Raw genomic sequence first — 22,291 nt, 5'->3', positions numbered from 1 at the left:
AGGATTATGGCCCGTCAACCGAAACCGCTCGTGCGCTCCGATATTGCGTACAGCACACCCGATCGTATTGTCGTGCGCGGCAAGAGCCTGCCCGACGAAGTGCTCGGACACATGAATCTCGGCGACTTTGCATTTCTGCAACTCACGGGCAAGACGGCCACGCCGCAGCAGTCCGCGATGTTCAACGCCATCGTCATTACGCTCGTCGAGCACGGCATGACGCCTAGCGCCATCGCCGCGCGCATGACGTATGCGGGCGCGCCCGAGTCGCTGCAGGCTGCCGTCGCGGCAGGGCTATGCGGGCTTGGGTCGGTGTTCGTCGGCAGCATGGAAGGGGCGTGCCGCATGCTTTCCGAAGCGCTGCCTTATGACGCCCAGTGCGACGACCTGGAAAAGCTCGCCGTCGATACCGTCGCCGCATGGCGCGCGCGCGGCACGCCGATTCCGGGGCTCGGTCATCCACTGCACAAGCCCATCGATCCGCGCACACCGCGCCTTTTCGAACTGGCCGCGCAAAACGGCATGTCGGGGCGCTATGTGAAGCTCATGCAGCTGATTGGCGAGGAGGCCGAGCGGGCGTCGGGCAAAGCCCTGCCGATCAACGCAACGGGCGCAATCGGCGCGATTTGCTGCGAATTCGGCTTTCCCTGGCGCATCGTGCGCGGCTTCGGCGTGATGGCGCGCGCGATCGGCCTCGTTGGCCATCTGCTCGAAGAGGGCGAGCGCCCCATGTCGTTCGAGCTGTGGCAGCGTGTGGAAGACGAAGCCTCCACTCATCTGCGCGGCGAAGCGTAAGGGCGGCGCGCGGCTGTGGTTGAAAGCCGCGCGCAAGTATCGCGCAGCAATGGTCGGGGGATTAACGAAAGCGAAAGGGCTGATTCGGCAAAGGCAACTTCGCGAAACGGCGTGAGCCGTTCATAGTATGGCAACTAGTCTCGCAACGGAGAAACGCCATGCCGGAATCGCAAACGCCATCGCTCAGTGCGTGGCTCGACAAGACCGAAACGCTCACCGACGATATCACCGCGTTCCCGCTGCGCGCGCTCGCCGCCACACTCGACCGCGAAGCGCCCGGTAGCGCCGTGCCGCCGCTGTGGCACTGGCTCTATTTTCTGCCTGTCTCGCCCCTCGCCGAAGCGGGTCCCGATGGACACCCGAAACGCGGCGGTTTCCTGCCGCCCGTCGAACTCCCGCGCCGCATGTGGGCGGGCGGGCGCTTGACGTTTCATGCGCCGCTCCATGCGGGCAACGTGGCTGCGCGCACTTCCACTATCGCGAACATCGAGGACAAGACCGGTCGCAGCGGCCGCCTCGTGTTCGTGACGGTGCAGCATCGCTACGAGAGCGGCGGGGCGCTGTGCATCGAGGAAGAGCACGACATCGTCTATCGCGACGCGCCGCAGCCCGGTGCGAGCGCGCCCAAGCCCGTCGTGGCGCCGCAAGGCGAGACCTGGTCGCGCACGCTCAACGCCAGCGCGCTCATGCTGTTCCGCTATTCCGCGCTGACCTTCAACGGTCATCGCATTCACTACGACTTCCCGTATGTCACGCAGGAAGAGGGCTATCCGGGCCTCGTCGTGCACGGCCCGCTCATCGCCACGCTGCTGCTCGACCTCGTGCACCGTGAGCGGCCCGACGCCACGATCGCAACGTACGCATTTCGCGCGGTACGGCCCACGTTCGCGGGCAACGCATTCACGCTGTGCGGCAAGCTCTCCGACGACGCGCGCTCGGTCGAACTCTGGGCGAAAGACCACGACGGTTATCTGACGATGCAGGCCACCGCAACGCTCGCCTGAACGGCACCACGAACATTCATAGCGACTTCATATCGATCATGCAAACCACGCAACAAGATTCGTTTCAGGACATCCGCGAAGCCGTACGTGACCTGTGCCAGCAGTTTTCTGGCGAATATTTCCGCAAGATCGACGAGGCGCGCGGCTATCCCGAGGAATTTGTCGACGCACTCACGAAAGCCGGCTGGCTCGCTGCGCTGATTCCTCAGGAGTACGGCGGATCGGGCCTGGGCCTGACCGAGGCGTCGGTCATCATGGAGGAGATCAACCGGGCGGGCGGCAACTCGGGCGTGTGCCACGGCCAGATGTACAACATGGGCACGCTGCTGCGCCACGGTTCGGCCGAGCAAAAGCGCAAGTATCTGCCGAAGATCGCGAGCGGCGAACTGCGCCTGCAGTCGATGGGCGTGACCGAACCCACCACGGGCACCGACACCACGAAGATCAAGACCACGGCGGTGCGCAAGGGCGACCGCTACGTGATCAACGGGCAAAAGGTGTGGATTTCGCGCGTGCAGCATTCGGACCTCATGATCCTGCTTGCGCGCACTACGCCGCTCGCCGATGTGAAGAAGAAGTCCGAGGGCATGTCGATCTTCGTGGTCGACCTGCGCGAAGCGATCGGCAACGGCCTCACCGTGCAGCCGATTCTCAACATGGTCAATCACGAGACCAATGAGCTCTTCTTCGACAACCTCGAAATTCCGGCGGAAAACCTGATCGGCGAAGAGGGCATGGGCTTCAAGTACATCCTCGACGGCCTGAACGCCGAGCGCACGCTTATCGCGGCGGAATGTATCGGCGACGGCTACTGGTTCATCGACAAGGTGAGCGCCTATGCGAAGGAGCGCATCGTGTTCGGACGGCCTATCGGCCAGAACCAGGGCGTGCAGTTTCCCATTGCACGCGCGTTCGTCAACGTCGAAGCCGCGAGCCTGATGCGCTTCGAGGCCGCGCGCCGGTTCGACGCGCACGAAGCCTGCGGCGCACAGGCCAACATGGCGAAACTGCTCGCAGCCGACGCTTCGTGGGAAGCCGCGAATGCCTGCCTGCAGTTCCACGGCGGTTTCGGCTTCGCCTGCGAATACGACGTGGAGCGCAAGTTCCGCGAAACGCGCCTCTACCAGGTCGCGCCGATCTCCACCAATCTGATCCTCTCGTACGTGGCGGAGCATGTGCTCGGCCTGCCGCGTTCGTTCTGAGCTGAGGCGCGCGCCATGAGACCACTCGACGGTATCAAGGTCGTCACGCTCGAACATGCGATTGCCGCGCCGTTCTGCACGCGCCAGCTTGCCGATCTCGGCGCGCGCGTGATCAAGATCGAGCGGCCTGGCGTGGGCGACTTCGCGCGCGGCTACGACGAGCGCGTGCATGGACTCGCTTCGCACTTCGTGTGGACGAACCGCTCGAAGGAAAGCCTCTCGCTCGACGTGAAGCACAAGGAGGCCGCACCGATTCTCGACGCGTTGCTCGCCGACGCCGACGTGCTCGTGCAGAATCTCGCACCGGGCGCAGCGGCGCGGCTCGGGCTCAGCTACGAGGCGCTCAGCGAGCGCTACCCGAAGCTGATCGTGTGCGATATCTCCGGTTACGGCGACGACGGCCCCTACCGCGAGCGCAAGGCGTACGACCTGCTGATCCAGAGCGAATCGGGCTTTCTCTCGATCACGGGGTCGCCCGGCGAACCGGCGAAAGCGGGTTGCTCGATTGCCGACATTGCCGCGGGCATGTATGCGTATTCGAACATTTTGAGCGCGCTGCTGATGCGTGGGCGCACCGGACGTGGGTGCCGCATCGACGTTTCGATGCTGGAAAGCATGGTGGAGTGGATGGGCTATCCGCTCTATTACGCGATCGACGGTCAATCGCCGCCGCCGCTCGCAGGTGCCTCGCACGCGACGATCTACCCGTATGGCCCGTTTCCGGCAGGCGACGGCAAGTCGGTGATGCTCGGCCTGCAGAACGACCGCGAATGGAAGCTCTTTTGCGAACACGTTCTGTCGCAGCCGGAGCTAGCCGCCGATGAACGCTTTGCCGCGAATTCACAGCGCTCCGCGCGCCGCGACGAATTGCGTGAGTTGATCGTCGAGGCGTTTTCGAAGCTCAGTGCGGCGCAGGTCATCGAACGGCTCGACCGCGCTGGCATCGCCAACGCGCAAATGAACACGATGGCCGATGTGTGGGCGCATCCGCAGCTGCAGGCGCGCGAGCGCTGGCGCGAGGTGCAGACACCGGCGGGAACGGTGCCGGCGCTGTTGCCGCCAGGCGCGCCCTGCGCATTCGATGCGCGCATGGATGCCGTTCCCGCACTCGGTCAGCATACCGAATCTATTTTGCGTGAGCTTGGCTTTGACGCGGCGCGTATCGGTGCGCTGCGCGAAGACGGCGCAATCTGATCGCGCCTCGCGCGTCGCAAACCGACATTACTGAACTACGCTGCCATGACAGATCATCCCAGCCGCGCGCTCGCGGCCTTCGCCTCGCAACTGCGTTTCGATTCGATTCCGCCTTACGTGGTCGAGCGCACCGTCAATCTCTATGTGGACTGGCTCGGCTCCGCGCTGGGCGGCAAGGGCGCGCGTCCGGTCGAGACGATCGCGCGTTTCGCGCGCGCCGCGCGCGGTGCGCCCGACGCACAAGGTCCGTGCGACGTCATCGTCGACCGCACTCGCACCACGGCGTATTTCGCGGCCATGACCAACGGCGCCGCTTCGCATTTCGTCGAGCAGGACGACGTGCACAACGGCTCAGTGCTGCATCCGGCTACCGTCGTGTTCCCGGTGACACTCGCGCTCGCACAGGCGCTGGGCGCTTCGGGGAAGGAGTTCATCGCAGCTTCGGTGGCCGGCTATGAAGTGGGTATACGGGTAGGCGAATTCATGGGTCGTTCGCACTACAAGATATTTCACACGACCGGCACGGTGGGCACGATTGCGGCGGCTGCCGCGGCGGGCCGGCTGCTCAAGCTCACGCCCGAGCAGATGCTCGACGCGTTCGGCTCGGCGGGTACACAGGCGAGCGGCTTGTGGGAGTTCCTGCGCGACGCGGCCGATTCGAAGCAACTGCACACGGCCATGGCGGCCGCAAACGGCTTGATGGCCGCCCAACTCGCGGTCGATGGCTTTCGCGGCGCGCAGCGTATTCTCGAAGGCGCGCAGGGCATGGCGGCGGGCATGTCGAGCGACGCCGATCCCGCAAAGCTGGTCGATCGCCTTGGCGAGCGTTGGGCGACGGTTGAAACGTCGTTCAAGTATCACGCGGCGTGCCGCCACACGCATCCGGCCGCCGACGCGTTGCTGTCTGTGATCGAAGCGCACCGTCTGAATCCCGACGAGATTGCGAGCGTGACGGCGCATGTGCATCAGGGGGCGATCGACGTGCTCGGCAGCGTGATCGTGCCGAGCACCGTTCACCAGGCGAAGTTCAACATGGGGACCGTGCTGGGCCTCGTTGCTTATCGCGGGTACGCGGGCGTGAACGAGTTCGAGCGCGACTATTCGGCGGGCGATATCGCCGCGTTCCGTGAGCGTGTGACGATGGCGCTCGACGAGGAAGTGGACCGCGCGTATCCCGCTCGCTGGATCGGCAAGGTGAGCGTCACGACGCGCGATGGCCGCACGTTGCAAGGGCGCGTGGATGAGCCGAAGGGCGACCCGGGCAATACGCTCTCGCGAGACGAGATCGCAGCGAAGTTCGCGCGCCTCGCCGCATTTTCGGGCGCAGCGAGCGATAGCGACGCACAGCGCCTGCTCGACGCCGCGTGGGGCATTGCCGAGGCGCAGCGAGTTGGCTCGCTGTTCGGCGCAGGGGCGAGCGCATGAGCGCGACGCTTTCCCGCTCCTATCTGTTCGTGCCGGGCAACCGGCCCGAGCGATTCGAAAAGGCACGCAGCGCAGGCGCCGATGCCGTGATCGTCGATCTGGAGGATGCGGTTCCGCCTGCGGAAAAGGGCGCCGCGCGCGACGCCGTGCTCAAGGCGCTGGACGCTGCGCGCCCCGTGTGGGTGCGCGTGAACGGCACCGACACACCCTGGTTCGCCGACGATGCCGCTGCGCTTGGCGCACACGCGGGCGTGGCGGGCATCATGCTGCCGAAGGCGGAAAGCGCGGAGCAGATCACGGCGGTACGCTCAGGCGCGCACGGCACGCTGCATGTGCTGCCGATCGTGGAGACCGCGCGCGGCATCGCGGGCCTGAACGCGCTGTGTGGCGCGCAAGGCGTGCTACGCGTGGCGTTCGGCACGCTCGACTTTCAGGTGGACATGGGTATCGACGGAGACGGCGAAGAACTCGACACGTTCCGTTCGCAGATCGTGCTGGCCTCGCGGCTCGCGGGCATTGCAGCGCCCGTCGACGGCGTGTCGACCGTATTCGACGACGCAGAGGCGCTGGAGCGCGAGGCGCGGCGCGGTCGGCGATTTGGCTACGGCGGCAAGCTTTGCATTCATCCGAAGCAGATCGAGCCCGTGCATCGCGCGTACGCGTGGAGCGAGGCGGAGCGCGCATGGGCGCAGCGCGTGCTCGACGCAGTGCAGGCGAGCGGCGGGGCGGCCGTGGCGCTCGACGGCAAGATGGTGGACATGCCGGTGATCCTCAAGGCACGCCGGATTTTGGGTGTTTGATCACGAAAGCAGCTGAGCTTGCTGCGGTAGCGTCGATAAAGAAGGCGCCTTTGTTTTCGCAAAGGCGCCTTGGTTTTTGCTAGCGAGCTTGCGGCTGGTTTTAGCCGATTGCGCCTGCCAGTTCGGGCACGGCCGCAAACAGGTCGCCCACGAGGCCATAGTCGGCCACGCTGAAGATCGGGGCTTCTTCGTCCTTGTTGATCGCGACGATGACTTTCGAGTCCTTCATGCCCGCGAGATGCTGGATTGCACCGGAGATGCCCACCGCCACGTACAGTTGCGGCGCGACGATCTTGCCGGTCTGACCGACCTGGTAGTCGTTCGGGACGTAGCCTGCGTCAACTGCCGCGCGCGAAGCGCCGAGCGCTGCGTTGAGCTTGTCGGCGAGCGGCTCCAGCACCTTCGTGTAGTTCTCGCCGCTGCCAAGACCCCGGCCGCCGGAGACGATGATCTTCGCGCTCGTGAGTTCCGGGCGGTCGAGCTTCGTGACTTCGCGGCTCACGAACTGCGAAAGGCCGCTGTCTGCTGCGGCTTCGATCTTTTCTACCGTTGCGTTGCCGCCTTCGGCTGCCACTGCGTCGAACGCCGTCGTACGAACCGTGATGACCTTGATCACATCCTGAGATTGAACCGTCGCGATCGCATTGCCTGCGTAGATCGGGCGCTCGAACGTGTCGGCGCTATGCACGGCGGTGATGTCGCTGATCTGCGCGACGTCGAGCTTCGCGGCGATACGCGGCGTGACGTTCTTGCCCGCTGCCGTGGCCGGCGCGAGGATATGCGAGTAGTGCTTCGCCGCATTTTGCACAAGGGCAAGGACCGTCGATTCGACGTTCTCGGCAAGGCCTTGCTCGAGTTGCGGGGCGTCGGCGAGCAGCACCTTCGCAACGCCTGCGATCTTCGCGGCTGCGTCGGCTGCGGCCTGCGCGTTGTGGCCCGCGACCAGCACGTGCACGTCGCCACCAATTTTCTGTGCTGCTGCGACGGCGTTCAACGTCGCGGCCTTGATGCACTGATTGTCGTGTTCGGCAATAACCAGATTCGTCATTTCTCTCAACTCCTTTACAGCACCTTGGCTTCGTTCTTCAGCTTCGCGATGAGCGCCGCAACGTCCGGCACTTTCACGCCTGCGCTACGCTTGAGCGGCTCGGCAACCTTCAGCGTCTTCAGACGCGGCGTGACATCGACGCCCAGGTCTTCCGGCTTGACCGTTTCCAAAGGCTTCTTCTTCGCCTTCATGATGTTCGGCAGCGTGACGTAGCGCGGCTCGTTCAGGCGCAGGTCCGTCGTGACCACGGCGGGCAGCTTCAAAGACAGCGTTTCCGCGCCGCCATCCACTTCGCGCGAAACCGTGGCTTTACCGTCTGCGACGACAATCTTCGAAGCGAACGTCGCTTGCGGCAGATTCGCAAGCGCAGCGAGCATTTGCCCGGTCTGATTCGAATCGTCGTCGATAGCCTGCTTGCCGAGAATGACGAGCGACGGTTGCTCTTTATCGACGAGCGCCTTCAAAAGCTTCGCCACCGCGAGCGGCTGCAGATCGTCATTCGACTCGATCAGCACGGCGCGATCTGCACCGATGGCCAGCGCCGTGCGCAGCGTTTCCTGCGCTTGCGTGACGCCCGCGGAAACGGCGATGACTTCGGTCGCCACGCCCGCTTCCTTCAGGCGTACCGCTTCTTCAACCGCAATTTCATCGAACGGGTTCATCGAGAACTTCACGTTGGCGATATCCACGCCCGTGCCGTCCGACTTCACACGAACCTTCACGTTGTAATCGACCACGCGCTTGACGGGCACCAGAATTTTCAAGCTCTCTCTCCTCGATAGGGACAATGCTTTCGTCGTTGACGAACGCCTTCGTCACTGTGACAGACGCGTGAGCGGCGTGGAATTCAGCTTTGTGGAAGGCGTGCTTCGAGCGCGTTGAAGCGGAGCAAGCAAGCCGCGCGCGCCGCAATCGTCCGTTCGAACGAAGCGGCGCACGCGCACGTACTGGCGAGAGGGAAGCGTCAGTTCTTCTTGTCGCGCACGAAGCGCAGTGCGAAGCGCACGAGTCGCGGCATGGTTTCAGGCCGCAGCAAGCGCGTGTCGTAGCCCGAAAAGCGCCGGTCGTTTTCGGCGAGGCACAGGCGCATGAGATCCGGCACGCTGATATCCACGTCGGTCACCTGCTGTGCGCCGTTCATCGTGAAGTTGTTGTCGTGCTTGTGCTCATTGCCCTCGGCATCCATGGCGCGCGCGAGTCCGATGCGCTCCCACGCCAGAAAGGCCCATACGCCGGCCACTTTCAGCTCGAAGCGAATGCGTTGCCACCAGGAGAGCCGGGCGCGGTGCCAGGCAACCCAGTTCGCGAATAGCAGGATATGGCGGCATTCTTCCTGCATGACGGGCTCGAACGTGTCGATGAGCTCGGGCGGAAAGAGGCCCGAGCGATGTGCGACTTCGAAGAGGCCGAACGCGAAGAAGCTGTCCACGCATTCGCTATAGCCCGTCACGAGATAAGCCCATTCGGCGTCCTTAGGGTAGACGTAGGGCGGCTCGCTCGCCAGCTTGATGCCATACGCCGCCACCATGCGCGAAAGCACTTCCTTGTGGCGGTGCTCCTCCCACGCGTTGAGCGCGAGCGCGTCGCGCATCACCGCGTCGTCGAGCGAGGCGGCGTAGGCGGCCATGCGCAGGCGCGCGCGGCCTTCCGTTTGCACCGCGATGTCCCAGATGGGCAGATCGGTGATGCGCTTGAGCGCGGCGGGTTCAAGCGTGGGCCAATCGAGCACCGAGGGCCGGTAAGGATTGAAGGTCTCGCGGAACATGCGGCACATTTCGTCGCGGTGAACGTCGGTGCCGCGCGTAAGCGCACCACTTACACGGCTCGTCCAGTGGCGCGTGTTGTGCTCGGCGGCGTCGAGCGTCTCGCGGTCCGGACGCTCGACGGGCAACGCCGGCGCATGGAAACCGGGAATGAGTTGCGACGCATCGAAGGCGTCGAGTATCAGGTCGTCCATCTCGCTGTTCTTTTGCTGGTGGCCAGGACACGCGCTTTGCAGGCGATTTTTTCACGGCCGCGCGCCGCCGCGGCAGGGGCCTGGCAGGAGCCTTCGACGGGTGTCGCCGTGCGTGCACGAGTTGATGCAGAAGAGATCGCTATCGTCTCACGAGCTTACTTCGAACCCGCGCAAAACGCGACGAGCGTGCCGGCTCGTTGAGTCGTTAGCTATCGTTCATGCTCGCGCATGGACGAATGCGGCTTGAATATCGAATACGTCTCGCCCGAAGCAATAATCGTTCGGGTCATATCGATTCCTTGAACAATCGCGGCGCAACCGGACGGGCTGAGCTTTGCGTCGCGGCACGCCCGAACGCAATGGTCTAATTAAGCATGTAGAGTACGGCTGACCGGCCCGTTAGCCGCCTTCAACGAGGCGGCAGCGAACAGATGGCCGGCGCAATGGCATGAAGACAGTCGGTAAAAGGGGGCGTCGGGCAACGCCGCGGCGCCTGGACACTCCAGCTAACCGGAAACCTGCCTGTGCGCATCCTGTCGATATTCGGTACGCGGCCCGAAGCCATCAAGATGGCGCCGCTCGTCAAACGTCTTGAGGCTGAGCCAGGTGTGCAGTCCATCGTCTGCGTGACGGGACAGCATCAGACCATGCTGCAGCAGGTGCTCGATCTCTTCGGCATCGTGCCCGACCACAACCTTGGCGCGATGACCGCGAACCAGACGCTCAACGGCCTCGCCGGGCGCCTGTTCGGCGGGCTCGACGACGTGCTCGCTGCCGAGCAGCCCGAACGCGTGCTCGTGCACGGCGACACCTTGACGAGCATGGCCGGCGCCATTGCCGCCTTTCATCGGCGCATACCGGTTGGGCACGTGGAGGCCGGGCTGCGCACCGGCAATCTGTTCGAGCCGTGGCCCGAGGAAATGAACCGGCGCGTGGTGGACGTGGTGAGCGATCTGCTTTTCGCGCCTACGGCAAGCTCGCGGGCGAATCTCGAAGCGGAGGCGTTGGGTGGGCGCGTGGTCGTGACGGGCAATACCGTGATCGATGCCCTGCATCTCATGTGCGAGCGGCTCGACAACGACGCGGCGTTGCGCGAGCGCCTCGATGCGCAATTTCCGTTTCTCGAACCCATGGACAGCGGCCGCCCGTTGCTTCTCGTGACCGGCCATCGGCGCGAGAGCTTCGGCGAGGGCTTCGAGCATATCTGCGCGGCGCTCGCCACGCTCGCGCATTCCGGCAAGATGCAGATCGTCTATCCCGTGCATCTGAATCCCAACGTGCGCGGCCCCGTGCTCGCCACGCTCGGCAACGCACCCAACGTTCACCTTACCGACCCGCTCGATTATCCCGAGTTCGTGCGCCTCATGCAGCGCGCGGCGATCGTGCTGACCGATTCGGGCGGCGTACAGGAAGAGGCGCCCGCGCTCGGCAAGCCCGTGCTCGTGATGCGCGACGTGACCGAGCGCCCCGAAGCGCTCGCTGCGGGCACGGTGAAACTCATCGGCACCGACCGTGTGGCGATCGTGCGCGCGGTGCTCGAACTCGTCGAGAACGAAGACGAGCGGCGCGCCTATGCACGGCGCGTCAACCCCTACGGCGACGGGCACGCTTCGGAGCGCATCGTCGCGTCGCTCACCGGCCGGCCGTTCGAGCCATTTCCGAGCCGCGAGTTGCCTGGCTACCGGCATCCGGTGGTCGCCATGCGGCCGGAGCCCGGCGAGACGGATGAGGCCGACGCGGCGTCCTGACGCCGATTCGACACCGGCTTGGCAGTTGTATCGCAGTACCAGGCAATCAGTGCATTCCATAGGCGGGATGGCCAGTACCGCGACGCGGCGGGTGCGCCGCCGCGCCCACAAAATGAGGCATGACACGTGAGACTCCATTCGATCCGGCAGGTGAGTGCAGCGGGGCGCAAGGGCGTGGGTGCGCGGCATTGCGCGTATGTGGGCGCAGCGCTTCTCGCCGCGCTGGGGCACTGCGCGTACGCAGCGCCTGGCGACCTGGCCGGCACGTTTGCGCAGTTGGGGGCCGGGCGCGTGGAATCGCGAACCGTGTCGCTGGCCGATCTCGGCGTGCGCGATCCGGTCGTGCTGCGCGCGCCCGACGCGATTCAGGAACTCTATTTGCCCGTGCCCGCGGGCTTGCCGATCAGCAACGCAACGCTGCAGCTCGACGCGAATTATCTGCGCGGCAACGGCGGACGCACGACCTTCCTGCTCTCGCTCGACGGCTCGCCCGTACAGGTGCGCAACGTCACCGACGCGCAGGGCGACGGGTCGCTCAACATCGGCGTGGATGGCGCACCGCGCCCTTCGGGTTTCGTGCGCGTGGGGCTGCAATGGTCGTCGGTTCTCAACGAAAACGTTTGCACGGACCAGACGGCTATCGGCAATGTCTGGAAGGTCGCGCCCACCACGCGCCTCACGTATCAGTTCGACACCTCGGCCGTGAACGACGTGCGCACCGCGTGGAGCGCGCTGCCTGCGAAACCAGTGGTGCTCGTGAGCGGCGGCAAGCTCGACGCCGCGGCTTATGACGTCGCGTGGCGGCTCGAAGCCCTGTTGATGCGCGGCGGTGCGACACCCGTCACGACGCGCATGCCTGCGGTGGGCGACACTGTGAATCTCGGCACCGTGCAGGTGCCGGCCGCGCTGCAGGCGATGCCCGCTTTCGCCGCGCTCGCAGCGGGCGGTTCGCACAAGATCGCGAATCCCGCCGAACTGGGCGCGCTCATCGCGCTTGCGCCGGCGGGCGCTTTCGCGCCCAACGTCGTGGTCGCCGACGACGCACTGCGCGCGCAGGCGGGTGCAGCGCTCGACGCGTTGCGCGGCGAAGCGCTGGCCGTTTCCGCCGATGCCGCGAGCGCCTTCGATGCATGGCGCACGCATTCCGGCGGTGCGCTTGCCACGCCATTCGAGAAGGGCGAGCTGCGCCTCGCGCATCTGGGCGGCCTGCCCACCGTGGTGGTCGGCGACGACACCGGCGTGAGCGCGCTTTCGCGCACGTGGAGCGGGATCGACGTGTCGCGCAGGCTCGTCGTGCACGAGCTGGCTGCGTCGCCGAACCTGAGCGCAGGAGGCACGAGCGACCGGATCGCACTGTCGCTGATCGGGGGCACGCCGAGAACGGTAGATGTGCTAACGAGCGCGGCATGGGACGCCAACTTCGATCTTGCAGCCGTCTCGGGCGATGGACGCATTCCGCGCCGCGTCGTCCTCGACCTGGCTGCCGCGCCTGCAGCGGACCGCAATGGCCAGACGGCGTCGATTTTCTTCAACGGCGTGCTGATCGGCTCGCATCTGCTCGACACCGACGGTCATGCGCAGCGAGTGAGCGCGGACATTCCCGTCTATGCGCTCGGCACCACCAATACGCTGCGCGTGTTGTTCCAGCGGCAGCCGGCGGGCGGCTGCCGCCCGCGCGAGCAGGGCTATCCCGCGGCCGTGCTGCCAGGTAGCCATCTGGTCGTCGGCCAGGGTCCGCTCGGCGAGAATTTCACGGGCATGGTGGCGCGCTTCTCGCGTACGGCGGACGTGCTCGTGCCCGACGCCTATCTGGCCGACCCGGTAACGACGCTGCCGCGCGTGGCACGGCTTGCGAACGCGTCGGGCGTCGCGCCCACGCGCGCGACGCTTCAGGTGGTGCCCAACGGCCAGAGCGCGCAACCGAAAGAGGCCTTTCTCGCCGCCGACGTCGCGCTCGACAGCGAGGCGGGCCATGCGAGCTTCGCAGACGGCCGCCTCACGCTCAAGGCGCGCGGCGGCTCGATGCTCGCCGACATGTCGGGTCTCGCGAATCTCGGGCTGATTCAGGTGGTGCGAGCCGGCACGACGCCCGGCGTCGTGTACCGCAGCGTGGGCAATGCGCCCGTTCTGCCGCCGGGCATGCAGTTGCAGCAGGGCGACGTGGCCATCGTCGACGCGAGCGGCGTACTCAAGACCTTCGACACGCAGTATCCAGGCGGCGTGCCGCCGACCGACGATCAGCGCGGTTGGCTCACGCGGCACTGGGCGGGCTGGGGCGTGCCGAGCATCGCCACCGCGGTGCTGGTGTTGCTGCTGCTCGCCGCGGGCTTCGCGCGCAAGCGGGCGCGAGCGAGGACGGCGGCGGCCGCCGCGGCGCGCGCGGCGCAGGAGAGCGCCGAAAACCCGGACAACACGCAGAGCGGATCGTGAGCACGCACGCCATCGACTGGTGGCTCAACTACTACGCCGGCCGCTATTACGAGGGCATGGAGTATCTCGCGGCGGTGGTGGCGGTGGTGATCCTGCTATCGAGCATCGACGATCTTTTCATCGACGCGTGGTACTGGGTTCGCCGCGTCATCCGTCACTTCACGATCGAGCGCCGCTACGAGCCGTTGCGCGCCGAGCAGCTCTACACGCGCGAGCAGCAGCCGCTGGCGATCATGGTGCCTGCCTGGCGCGAGGAGGATGTGATCGCCTCGATGGTGACCGATCTCGTGCGTGTGCTCGACTACAAGAACTATGTCGTGTTCGCCGGCACCTACCAGAACGATGCGGCGACCATTGCCGAAGTCGAGCGCATGCGGCGGCGCTACAAGCAGCTTCACCGCGTGGAGGTGCCGCACGACGGTCCCACCTGCAAGGCCGATTGCCTGAACTGGATCGTGCAGGCGATCTTTCGCATGGAGAAAGAAACCGGCATCGAATTCGCGGGCGTGATCCTGCACGACAGCGAGGACGTGCTGCATCCGCTCGAGTTGCGCTTCTTCAACTATCTGTTGCCGCGCAAGGACATGATCCAGTTGCCAGTGGCTTCGCTCGAGCGCGAATGGTACGAGCTCGTTGCGGGCACGTATATGGATGAGTTCGCCGAGTGGCATGCAAAGGATCTCGTGGTGCGCGAGAGCCTGGCCGGCACGGTGCCGTCGGCGGGTGTGGGCACGTGCTTTTCGCGCCGCGCGCTGGCCGGGCTCGCGGAGCAGACGCAGAATCAGCCCTTCAATACGGAAACGCTGACCGAAGACTACGACGTGGGCGAGCGCCTGGGCCGCATGGGCATGCATTCGATCTTCGCACGCTTTCCCGTGGAGTTCGCCACGCGGCGCAAATCGTGGTTCGGCTTCGGGCCCGAGCGCGACGTCACGCTGACCATGCCGCTGTGCGTGCGCGAGTTCTTTCCCGATACGTTTCGGACCGCTTACCGTCAACGCGCACGCTGGACGCTCGGCATCGGCCTGCAGGGCTGGGAGCAAACAGGCTGGGTCGGCACGCTCGCCAACCGCTATCTGCTTGCGCGGGACCGCAAGGGCATCGTCACGGCGTTCGTCGGCATCATTGCTTATGTGCTGCTCGCGCAGTTCCTGCTCTTTGCGTACGCCGAGTTCCTTGGCATCCGGCCTGATCTCATTGCGTCGCCGTTCGCGAATTCGCGCTTTCTGACCATTGTGCTGTGGGCCAACGGTGTCGCGTTGCTGCTGCGCGTAGTTCAGCGCGTGTACTTCGTTTCGCGTCTGTACGGCTGGGAGCATGGCGTGCTTTCGGTGCCGCGCATGGTGATCGGCAACTTCGTGAACTTCATGGCGGTCTCGCGCGCGTGGAAGATGTATCTCGCGTATCTCGTCACCGGCAAGCGGCTCGTGTGGGACAAGACCATGCACGACTTCCCCTCGTCGGACGGTTTTACGGATCGCAAGCAGCGTCTTGGCGAGCTGTTGCTTTCCTGGCAGGCGATCGGGCCGAAGGAACTGGAGCAGGCGCTAGCGGAAGAGCACGCGCATGAAGCGCCGCTCGGGCGCGTGCTGATGGCGCACGGCTGGCTCGATGAAGAAACGCTCGCGGAGGCCATCGCGTTCCAGGCAGACCTGCCGCGCGGCCGGCTCGATCACGAGCGGCTCACGCGCTACGCGGGCGATGTGCCGCTCGAACTCGCGGTGCGCTACCGCGTGCTGCCACAAGGCGACGACGGCAAGGGGCACGAGGTGCTGCTATGCGCGAGCCCGCTTGCGCAAGCGTCGCTCGCGGAACTGCAGGCCCAATGCGCGTTGCCGATCGTGCAGCGCATTGTGCGCGAGGGCGAGGTGGCGGACGGCTTGCGCCTGTTGCGCGGCGTGCCGCCGGTGCAGGTGCGCGAAGCGCATGAGGCGAAGGCGAGTGCCGAAGCACGCGGCGCCGCCACGCCGGGCGTTCCGCTGCTAGGCGATCTGCTGATCGAACGCGGTGCGGTGAAGCGCGCCGCGTTCGAAGGCGCGCTGCAGCGCTACCGGCCTGCCGAGCACGGGCGCATCGGCGATTTCATGGTCGAGCAGGGCGTGATCACTCGGGATGCGCTGGCCGCGGCGATCGCGGAGCAGGAACGTTTGCGCACCGAAGGCGCCGCTACGCCATGAGACGGACTCCGAAGCATTTCGCGGCAAGGCGATTTTCACGCGGTAACACGAACGTGCCGCGAGCGTTGCTGCTCGCCGCGTTGTGGGGTGCGCTCGCAGGCACGGGCCGCGCCCATGCCCAGGCGCTGCCGCAAGGCACGCAGCCTTTGCCGCTGAGCGGCGCGGCTTATCGCGTCGCCCAGCAAGGCTACGAAGCCTTCGCACGCCACGACTACGCTGGGGCCGAGCGCTACGCGCGCGAGGCGATCCGTCAACGGCCCGATCTCGCTTCGCTGCGTTTGTTGCTTGCCAATTCGCAGGCGGCGCGCGGACAGTGGCGCGAGGCGAGCCGCACGCTGTCCGACGCGATCGCGCAGATCGGTCCCGACGCGACGCTCACGGCACGGCGCCGCGAGGTCGATGTGCAGGTAGCGGCACTGGCGCGGCCAGGCGCAGCGACAAGTGGTGCTCGCACGGCGCGCCCGGCGCCGCCGCCGGGCTCAGGACCGCCCGACTATCTGACTGGCCGGGCATGGCAGCTTGCTCAGGATGCCTACAAATCATACGGCGCGAAGCAATACGACGCCGCCTGGCGCGAGGCGAACGCCGTGATCGCGTTGCGGCCGGACATATTGCGTCTGCGCCTGCTCGCCATCGACGCCGCCTCGGCGGGCGGCCACGACCGCGAAGCCTGGCAGGCGGCGCAGGAAGCGCAGCGGCGTTTCGGCGACAGCCAGGCGCTGCGCGAGCGCCGCACGCAGATCGGCGCGCGACTCGCGCCCACGGCGGTGCAAGCGGCGCAGGCCGCGCGCACGCGCGGCGACAATGCGCAAGCGATCGCGCTCATGCGCGAAGCGACCGGCTACGCGCCAACGCAGATCGGCAACTGGCTGCTGCTGTGCCAGATGCTGCTCGAGCAGAACGACATGGCCGGACTCGAGACCGCGGCGGGCGATGCGATTGCATCGGGCGCCACGCCGACTCTCATGCCGTACGTGTTGCGCGGCTATGCGCGTGCGGCACAGGGCAGGGCGGCACAGGCCGATGAGGATTTCGCGCAGGCGCTGCTGAGCGAAGGCGCGTCGGTGCGCGACGAGCGGGTGGCGCACGCGATCATCGCCGATGTGTGGACGGCCGAAGGCCAGCCTCAGCGCGCGCTCGATCTGCTCGCCACGCTGCCGCCCGTTGGCGACGACACCGACGCGCTGATCGCCATGCGCCGCTACTACGCGCGCGCGGCGCTCGCGCAGCCTGCCGGTCCATCCACGCCCGGCGAGCGTGTTGCCTCGAGCGCTCGCCCGGTGCTCGATTGCACGATCGACCAGTACGGCAGCGCCTGCGATGTGTACGCAGCCGATCCCGGCTTCGCCGACCGGCGCGCCGCGATCGTCGCAGCGCAAAGCGGCGATCAGGTAGCCGCGCTCGCCGCGCAGCGCCGGGCTGTTGCCGCAGACCCGCGCAATCCGCAGCATCGGCTCGAACTGATCGATGCGCTCACCGCCGCAGGCGACACGGAGGGTGCAAAGCGCGAAGCACGTGCGATGGCCGACGCGGGTCTGCTCGACGCGCTGCCGCCGCTTTCCGCGGCGTACCTGGCGCAACGCGCAGGAGAGGACCGCCGCGCCGCCACGTATTTCGCGCGCGCCGACGAAGCCGGGCAGTTGCCGCCGCAGGCTGCCGGCGATGCGGGCTACAGCGCGTATCGCGCGAATTTCGACGCGCTGGCCGCAAGCTATTTCAAACGCGCGATCGACTACGGCACCTCGCCGCCGCCCGGTGTTGCGCCCGCCACGTTGGTGCAGCTGCAGGACCTGCGCAACGCGCACGCGGACGTCACGCGCGACTGGGGCGCCATCGCCGCGGTCAACTATCGCGGCTCGGGCCTGCAGCCCGGCGTGTCGACGGGTGAAGTGCCAGGCTCGTACAACAACTGGCAGATGGGCCTCGAAGGATACTGGCGTCCGTTCGGCGCGCTCGGCGACCGCAACTTCGAGGTCTACGCGCGCGTGTATCAGGACGTCGGCGCGAAGGGCGACGCGCCTAGCGGCATTTCCACGGCGCTCGGGGCGATCGGTGCGCGTGCGAAGCCGTTCGAAACGGTCAATGCGGTTATCGCGTTCGAGCGGCTCATCCCCATTGGCTCGCGCGCGCCTTCCGACTGGCTGCTGCGTCTGGCTTACTCGGGTGGCATCGGCACCGAGCGGCGGCTCGACGTGCCGTCGTGGTGGACGGTGCAAGACTACGGCGAAGTCGGCCATTACGTGAGCAACGGCTGGAACTACGGCACTGGCTATATTGAGGCGGGCCGCACTTGGCGGCTCGACACCATCAGCCCGAAGCTCACGGTCTTTCCATACGCGGTGGCCGGCGTGGATTACGATTCGAGCATCAACCACAGCGTGCCGGTGGGGATGGGGGTAGGCGTTTCCACGCGCTACTGGTTCCGCGACAGCTTCTACGATATGCCGCGCTCGTATGTCGACGTGACGGTGCAATACCGTTGGCGTATATCGGGCGACGACCGGGCGGGCGGCGTGTTCTTCGGCGCCGTGCTTTCTTATTGAGGAAACCTGATGATCGTGCGAAGAACGGCCCAGGGCAATGCGGGCCACGCGGCAGAAGCCGCACGAAAGCGCTCGTGCGTTGTGCGGCGCTGCGCGCGTCTGGCAGGCGCGGCACTGTGCGCGCTGGCTGCCGCCGGTTGCACGCTGCAGGTTCCCGCACACGCCGATGCGCTCGCGCAAGGCATCGTCTGGCAGCCCGATAACGACCATCTCGACCTGCGCGGCAACTGGGACCGGTTAGGCGTGAACGAACTGCTGGTGCAATGGATCGCCGTGGACGACGTGGCGTTCATGGCGGGCGCGGGCATTCCCGCGCCGCGCGTGCCCGACTGGGTGCGCATTGCCAATGAACCGTGGGCGCGCGGCGTGATCGTCGGGCTGGCGGGCTATTCGGACGAGAAGAAAGCGCGCGAGAACCTCGAAACGCTGGTCGAACGATCGCTGAAGCTAGCGGCTGTGCGGCCGCCGGTGCACATCACGGGCTGGTATTTCCCTGTCGAAGTCGATCCCACCTGGGCCGACGCACCACGTATGGCGCCGCTGCTGGAAAAGCTGCCGCATCCGTTGTGGATCAGCGTGTACGACACCAGCAACATGGGCGGCGAGGCGCTGGCGAAATGGCTCGACACCTGGCTGCCGAAAGATGTCGGCGTGCTGCTGCAGGACGGCTGCGGTGTTTATGCGCGCGGCCCGGCGGCGGCGCGCGAATACGCGGACGCCTTATCGGCGCATCTGGGCCACAAGCGCGTGCGCATCATTGCGGAGGCGTTCCGCCCGAAGCAGGGTGGGGGCTTTCGTGCAGCCACGGCCGCGGAACTCGCGCCGCAGCTCGAGGCGTATCACGGTTATCGCGTCTATCTCTTCGACGGGCCGCACTATATGTCGCCGGAACTCGTCGAGGGCCTGCTGCAGCAGCAGAAGGCGAGGGGCGCGGCACAGTAGCGGCGCATGCGCCGATCGCCAACCGCGTGTTGAGTGGGCGCGCGTGTTAGCGCAATTGCGCAAATGCGATCAATAGCACCATGCCGCCGATGGCGCCGTCGAGCACGCGCCACGCACTCGCACGCCGGAACAGCGGCGCGAGCGCACGTGCGCCGTAGCCTAGCGCGACGAACCATACCGCGCTCACGCACATGGCGCCGATCGCAAAGGCGAGGCGGCTGCCCTGCGGTTCGCGCGCGCCGGCCGTGCCGATCAGCAGGAAGGTGTCGAGATACACGTGCGGATTGAGCCAGGTGAACGCGAGCGTCATGAGGATGATCGGCCATGCGCGCTGCTCGGGCGCATCCGCCGCGGCATGGCTTTCCAGCACCGCGTGCGAAGGGCGCACCGCGCGCCGCAGCGCGCCAATGCCGAACCACACGAGCCAGGCAAGCCCCACATACAGCACGACATGCACGAAAGTCGGATAGCGCTCGACGAGCGCCGAGGCGCCGCCCACCCCCGCGCCGATCAGCACGAAGTCGGACAGCGTGCAAAGCAGGACGATCTTGCCGACGTGCGAGCGCAGGATGCCCTGACGCAGCACGAACGCATTCTGTGCGCCAATCGTGACGATGAGCGAGGCGCAAAGCGCTGCGCCGTGAGTGAAAGCGAGCCAGTTCATGACGGTTGCGGGCAAAGTGGGAGCGCGGGCGGCGCGGTACGCGGCGCCTGCGATCGTTGGACATCGACAGGGAATGGCGCTAGTCTGCCGCCATGAGCCGCATAAGAACAGCTCATTTTCATTAACCGGATTAAGGAACGCTAATGCTCGACTATGCCTTGCTCGATGCGCTCGCCGCCGTCGTGCGGCATGGTTCGTTCGATCGTGCTGCGGGCGCGCTCAACGTCACGCCGTCGGCGGTCTCGCAGCGCGTGAAGCTGCTGGAGGAGCGCGTGGGCACCGTGCTCGTGAAACGTGGCCAGCCTTGCGTCGCGACGGCTTCGGGTGCGCTGCTGTGCCGTCACACGGAGCGCGTGCAGTTGCTCGAGGCGGAGTTGGGCGGGGCGATGCCGACCTTCACGAGCGCGCTGGGGGCAGCGCGGCCGACGCTGCGGGTGGCAGTGAACGACGACAGCGTGGGCACCTGGTTCATCGACGCCGTGGCGGCCTTCTGCGTTGAGCGCGGCATTCTGCTCGATCTTGTGATCGACGACCAGGATCACACCGCGCAACGCATGCGCGACGGCAGCGTGCAGGGCGCCGTCACGACGCAGGCCGAGCCCGTGCAGGGCTGCCGCTCCACACGCCTTGGCCGCATGCGCTATCTCGCGGTGTGCTCGCCGGCGTTCTTCGCGCAGTATTTCGCGCAGGGCGTGACGCGCGACACGCTGCGCCGCGCGCCGTGCGTCGAGTTCAATCCCAAGGATCAGCTGCAAAAGCGCTTCATTCGCCGCATCACGCGTGCGCAGATCGATGCGCCGCTGCACTGGATTCCGCATGTGGCCGGTTTTCTGCGTTGCTGCCTGAATGGTCTGGGCTGGGGCATGTGCCCCGAGCGCATGATCGCGCCGCATCTCGCGCGCGGCGAACTCGTTGAGCTCACGCCGGGCCGGGCGCTCGACGTCGAACTCTACTGGCAGAGCTGGCGGCTTTCCATTGGCTGGCTCGACGACTTCGGCTCGATGCTCAGAGTACGCGCCGGCGAATTTCTCGATCAGGGCCGCGCCACCTGAGGCGAAACCAGGACGCACCTAAGACGCACCTAAGACGAACCGCGCGATATCTTCATTCGTTTGTCTTTATCCGCGGATTCAATGGGGGTTTAGTGTGCATTCTTTCGGTGCGGATGATGGTGCTTGTAACATCACCGCTTTGTTGCTATTCGTATGGAACGCATCGCACAATGACAGGATTGACAGGTAGCAAAGCCGCTAAAGGAATATTCAAAATCCATTAATTGCTATTCCGAATAGTGGAATGTCTCGATATTCGATGCACAGGATGATGCAAGCTTCGTGCGAGAATATTACGGTCAATAGACTGACGTTTAGTATGTGATATGTCTGATGCGCCTATGTCGAATAGGGCATTGCGTTTCATTGATCGGTCACGTGTCGTGTGTAAGAGTGGAGCCAGTGCGTTCCGCGTAAAGACCGCTAGATGGGCACTGGGCGGGCGTTTCGGGCGGCATGCGCCTATCGGACGCAGCGGGCGCTGTAACAATTCAGTTATGTTCGAAAGTCACGCCGCTAGTGACATCAAGCCAGAAACCGGTTATTTTTTCCGCAGCGGGATTGTTAAGTATCATCAAATCGGCAAAAAAGTTCACGGATGTAAAGAAACCAACATTGGAGGCTTACAGTCGGAACTGAAAGCTCCGCCATCTCGTTTTTTGCGTTTGGCATTATCGTGTGAAAATTGCGTTTTTCCTGTGGATTGCGAGTTAGACACGCTATAATCCGGACGTGGCAGAGTGCTTATTCGACCGGCATATTTGAATCGTTTCCACGTGCACGAGGTGCATTATGACGAAATTAGATACCGGCAGCGTTTGGCAACAAACCATTGACCTTCTGTCCGCGGCTTCCGAGCCGCTAAGCCTGGACAGCGAATTCGAAGGCGGCAGAAGCTGCAAACCGGTACCCATCACACGCGGCGCTTCGGAGGCGGCCAACCGGCGGCGTGCCACCGTACGTTCGTGGGACGCGCAGGGCATTACCTTGATCCGGCGGCATGATCCGGACAGCATCACCGTTTGCTGGAGCGACGCCACCTATGGCCGGTACTCCGACCAGTTGTGGCGGGTTTGCACAGCGCGCCGCAGCGCCGTTTGCGCACTGACCGGCGAGAAGATCCGCCGCGGCGACGCGGTGTTCCGGCCGAGCCCGAATCGCCGTCATCGTCCGGCCAATGCCGACGCGATGATCCTCGCGAGCAAGCTCGACAACCTTCCCAACGCCGTCGTCGCGGCGCGTCTGGACGAGGCACTGGCCGCCTGAGCGGCGTGCACGGGCGTACCGGTCGCCCGCGCGGGTTTGCGGGG

Annotated in this window: 17 protein-coding genes; 13 read left to right on the top strand and 4 right to left on the bottom strand. The window is 65.6% G+C overall.

What is annotated here, in order from left to right:
- The first annotated feature begins 6 nt into the window (after positions 1-6).
- The 6 genes from U5A57_RS15715 to U5A57_RS15690 all read left to right on the top strand — a co-directional run bounded on the left by U5A57_RS15715 (position 7) and on the right by U5A57_RS15690 (position 6,420).
- Positions 7-795, top strand: coding sequence for a citryl-CoA lyase (locus U5A57_RS15715; protein WP_321912318.1), 789 nt, complete (start codon positions 7-9; stop codon positions 793-795).
- Positions 796-953: 158 nt separating this feature from the next.
- Positions 954-1,799 carry an FAS1-like dehydratase domain-containing protein gene (locus U5A57_RS15710; RefSeq protein ID WP_321912317.1) on the top strand — a complete coding sequence of 282 codons (846 nt, stop codon included), beginning with the start codon at positions 954-956 and terminating at the stop codon, positions 1,797-1,799.
- A 38-nt stretch (positions 1,800-1,837) separates the two neighbouring features.
- Positions 1,838-3,001: an acyl-CoA dehydrogenase family protein gene (locus tag U5A57_RS15705; RefSeq protein ID WP_321912316.1), complete on the top strand. Its 1,164-nt coding sequence runs from the start codon at positions 1,838-1,840 to the stop codon at positions 2,999-3,001.
- A gap of 15 nt (positions 3,002-3,016) precedes the next feature.
- Positions 3,017-4,195 carry a CaiB/BaiF CoA-transferase family protein gene (locus tag U5A57_RS15700; protein WP_321912314.1) on the top strand — a complete coding sequence of 393 codons (1,179 nt, stop codon included), beginning with the start codon at positions 3,017-3,019 and terminating at the stop codon, positions 4,193-4,195.
- 45 nt (positions 4,196-4,240) lie between these two features.
- A complete protein-coding gene (locus U5A57_RS15695; protein WP_321912312.1) occupies positions 4,241-5,620 on the top strand; it encodes an MmgE/PrpD family protein in 1,380 nt (459 codons plus the stop codon).
- Positions 5,617-6,420 carry a CoA ester lyase gene (locus tag U5A57_RS15690; protein ID WP_321912309.1) on the top strand — a complete coding sequence of 268 codons (804 nt, stop codon included), beginning with the start codon at positions 5,617-5,619 and terminating at the stop codon, positions 6,418-6,420. The genes U5A57_RS15695 and U5A57_RS15690 overlap by 4 nt, the downstream gene beginning before the upstream one ends.
- A gap of 100 nt (positions 6,421-6,520) precedes the next feature.
- Here the strand turns inward: U5A57_RS15690 and U5A57_RS15685 are convergent, their stop codons facing one another.
- The 3 genes from U5A57_RS15685 to U5A57_RS15675 all read right to left on the bottom strand — a co-directional run bounded on the left by U5A57_RS15685 (position 6,521) and on the right by U5A57_RS15675 (position 9,425).
- Complete coding sequence (locus U5A57_RS15685; protein WP_321912307.1) at positions 6,521-7,468, bottom strand: electron transfer flavoprotein subunit alpha/FixB family protein; 948 nt, start codon at positions 7,466-7,468, stop codon at positions 6,521-6,523.
- 14 nt (positions 7,469-7,482) lie between these two features.
- The gene (locus U5A57_RS15680) at positions 7,483-8,232 is read right to left on the bottom strand and encodes an electron transfer flavoprotein subunit beta/FixA family protein (protein WP_321912305.1); all 750 of its coding nucleotides are present in this window, start codon (positions 8,230-8,232) and stop codon (positions 7,483-7,485) included.
- Positions 8,233-8,432: 200 nt separating this feature from the next.
- The gene (locus tag U5A57_RS15675; protein WP_321912303.1) at positions 8,433-9,425 is read right to left on the bottom strand and encodes a ferritin-like domain-containing protein; all 993 of its coding nucleotides are present in this window, start codon (positions 9,423-9,425) and stop codon (positions 8,433-8,435) included.
- Positions 9,426-9,943: 518 nt separating this feature from the next.
- Between U5A57_RS15675 and wecB the strand changes: the two genes are divergently transcribed.
- The 5 genes from wecB to U5A57_RS15650 all read left to right on the top strand — a co-directional run bounded on the left by wecB (position 9,944) and on the right by U5A57_RS15650 (position 19,265).
- Positions 9,944-11,173: a non-hydrolyzing UDP-N-acetylglucosamine 2-epimerase gene (gene wecB / locus U5A57_RS15670; RefSeq protein ID WP_321912640.1), complete on the top strand. Its 1,230-nt coding sequence runs from the start codon at positions 9,944-9,946 to the stop codon at positions 11,171-11,173.
- Between the two features lie 126 nt (positions 11,174-11,299).
- A complete protein-coding gene (locus U5A57_RS15665) occupies positions 11,300-13,603 on the top strand; it encodes a cellulose synthase (RefSeq protein ID WP_321912301.1) in 2,304 nt (767 codons plus the stop codon).
- Entirely contained in the window at positions 13,600-15,780 is a 2,181-nt protein-coding gene (locus U5A57_RS15660; RefSeq protein ID WP_321912299.1) for a glycosyl transferase family protein, read from the top strand. The genes U5A57_RS15665 and U5A57_RS15660 overlap by 4 nt, the downstream gene beginning before the upstream one ends.
- Positions 15,777-18,323 carry an NfrA family protein gene (locus U5A57_RS15655; protein ID WP_321912297.1) on the top strand — a complete coding sequence of 849 codons (2,547 nt, stop codon included), beginning with the start codon at positions 15,777-15,779 and terminating at the stop codon, positions 18,321-18,323. The genes U5A57_RS15660 and U5A57_RS15655 overlap by 4 nt, the downstream gene beginning before the upstream one ends.
- Before the next feature lie 9 nt (positions 18,324-18,332).
- Positions 18,333-19,265: a hypothetical protein gene (locus U5A57_RS15650; RefSeq protein WP_321912295.1), complete on the top strand. Its 933-nt coding sequence runs from the start codon at positions 18,333-18,335 to the stop codon at positions 19,263-19,265.
- Between the two features lie 46 nt (positions 19,266-19,311).
- Here U5A57_RS15650 and U5A57_RS15645 read toward each other — a convergent pair whose 3' ends face one another.
- A complete protein-coding gene (locus U5A57_RS15645; protein ID WP_321912293.1) occupies positions 19,312-19,929 on the bottom strand; it encodes a LysE/ArgO family amino acid transporter in 618 nt (205 codons plus the stop codon).
- Between the two features lie 143 nt (positions 19,930-20,072).
- On the opposite strand from U5A57_RS15645, the gene U5A57_RS15640 reads away from it, so the two are divergent.
- Together U5A57_RS15640 and U5A57_RS15635 are read left to right on the top strand one after the other, a co-directional pair.
- Positions 20,073-20,981 carry a LysR family transcriptional regulator ArgP gene (locus tag U5A57_RS15640; protein ID WP_321912291.1) on the top strand — a complete coding sequence of 303 codons (909 nt, stop codon included), beginning with the start codon at positions 20,073-20,075 and terminating at the stop codon, positions 20,979-20,981.
- A 792-nt stretch (positions 20,982-21,773) separates the two neighbouring features.
- Complete coding sequence (locus tag U5A57_RS15635) at positions 21,774-22,247, top strand: DUF3331 domain-containing protein (RefSeq protein WP_051482004.1); 474 nt, start codon at positions 21,774-21,776, stop codon at positions 22,245-22,247.
- The last annotated feature ends 44 nt before the right edge of the window (positions 22,248-22,291 follow it).

Origin of the sequence: Paraburkholderia sp. J11-2, from assembly GCF_905220185.1 — a bacterium.
GTDB lineage: Bacteria > Pseudomonadota > Gammaproteobacteria > Burkholderiales > Burkholderiaceae > Paraburkholderia.
Note: the sequence above shows the minus strand (reverse complement) of the source record. Positions and strands in the feature narration are given on the sequence as shown.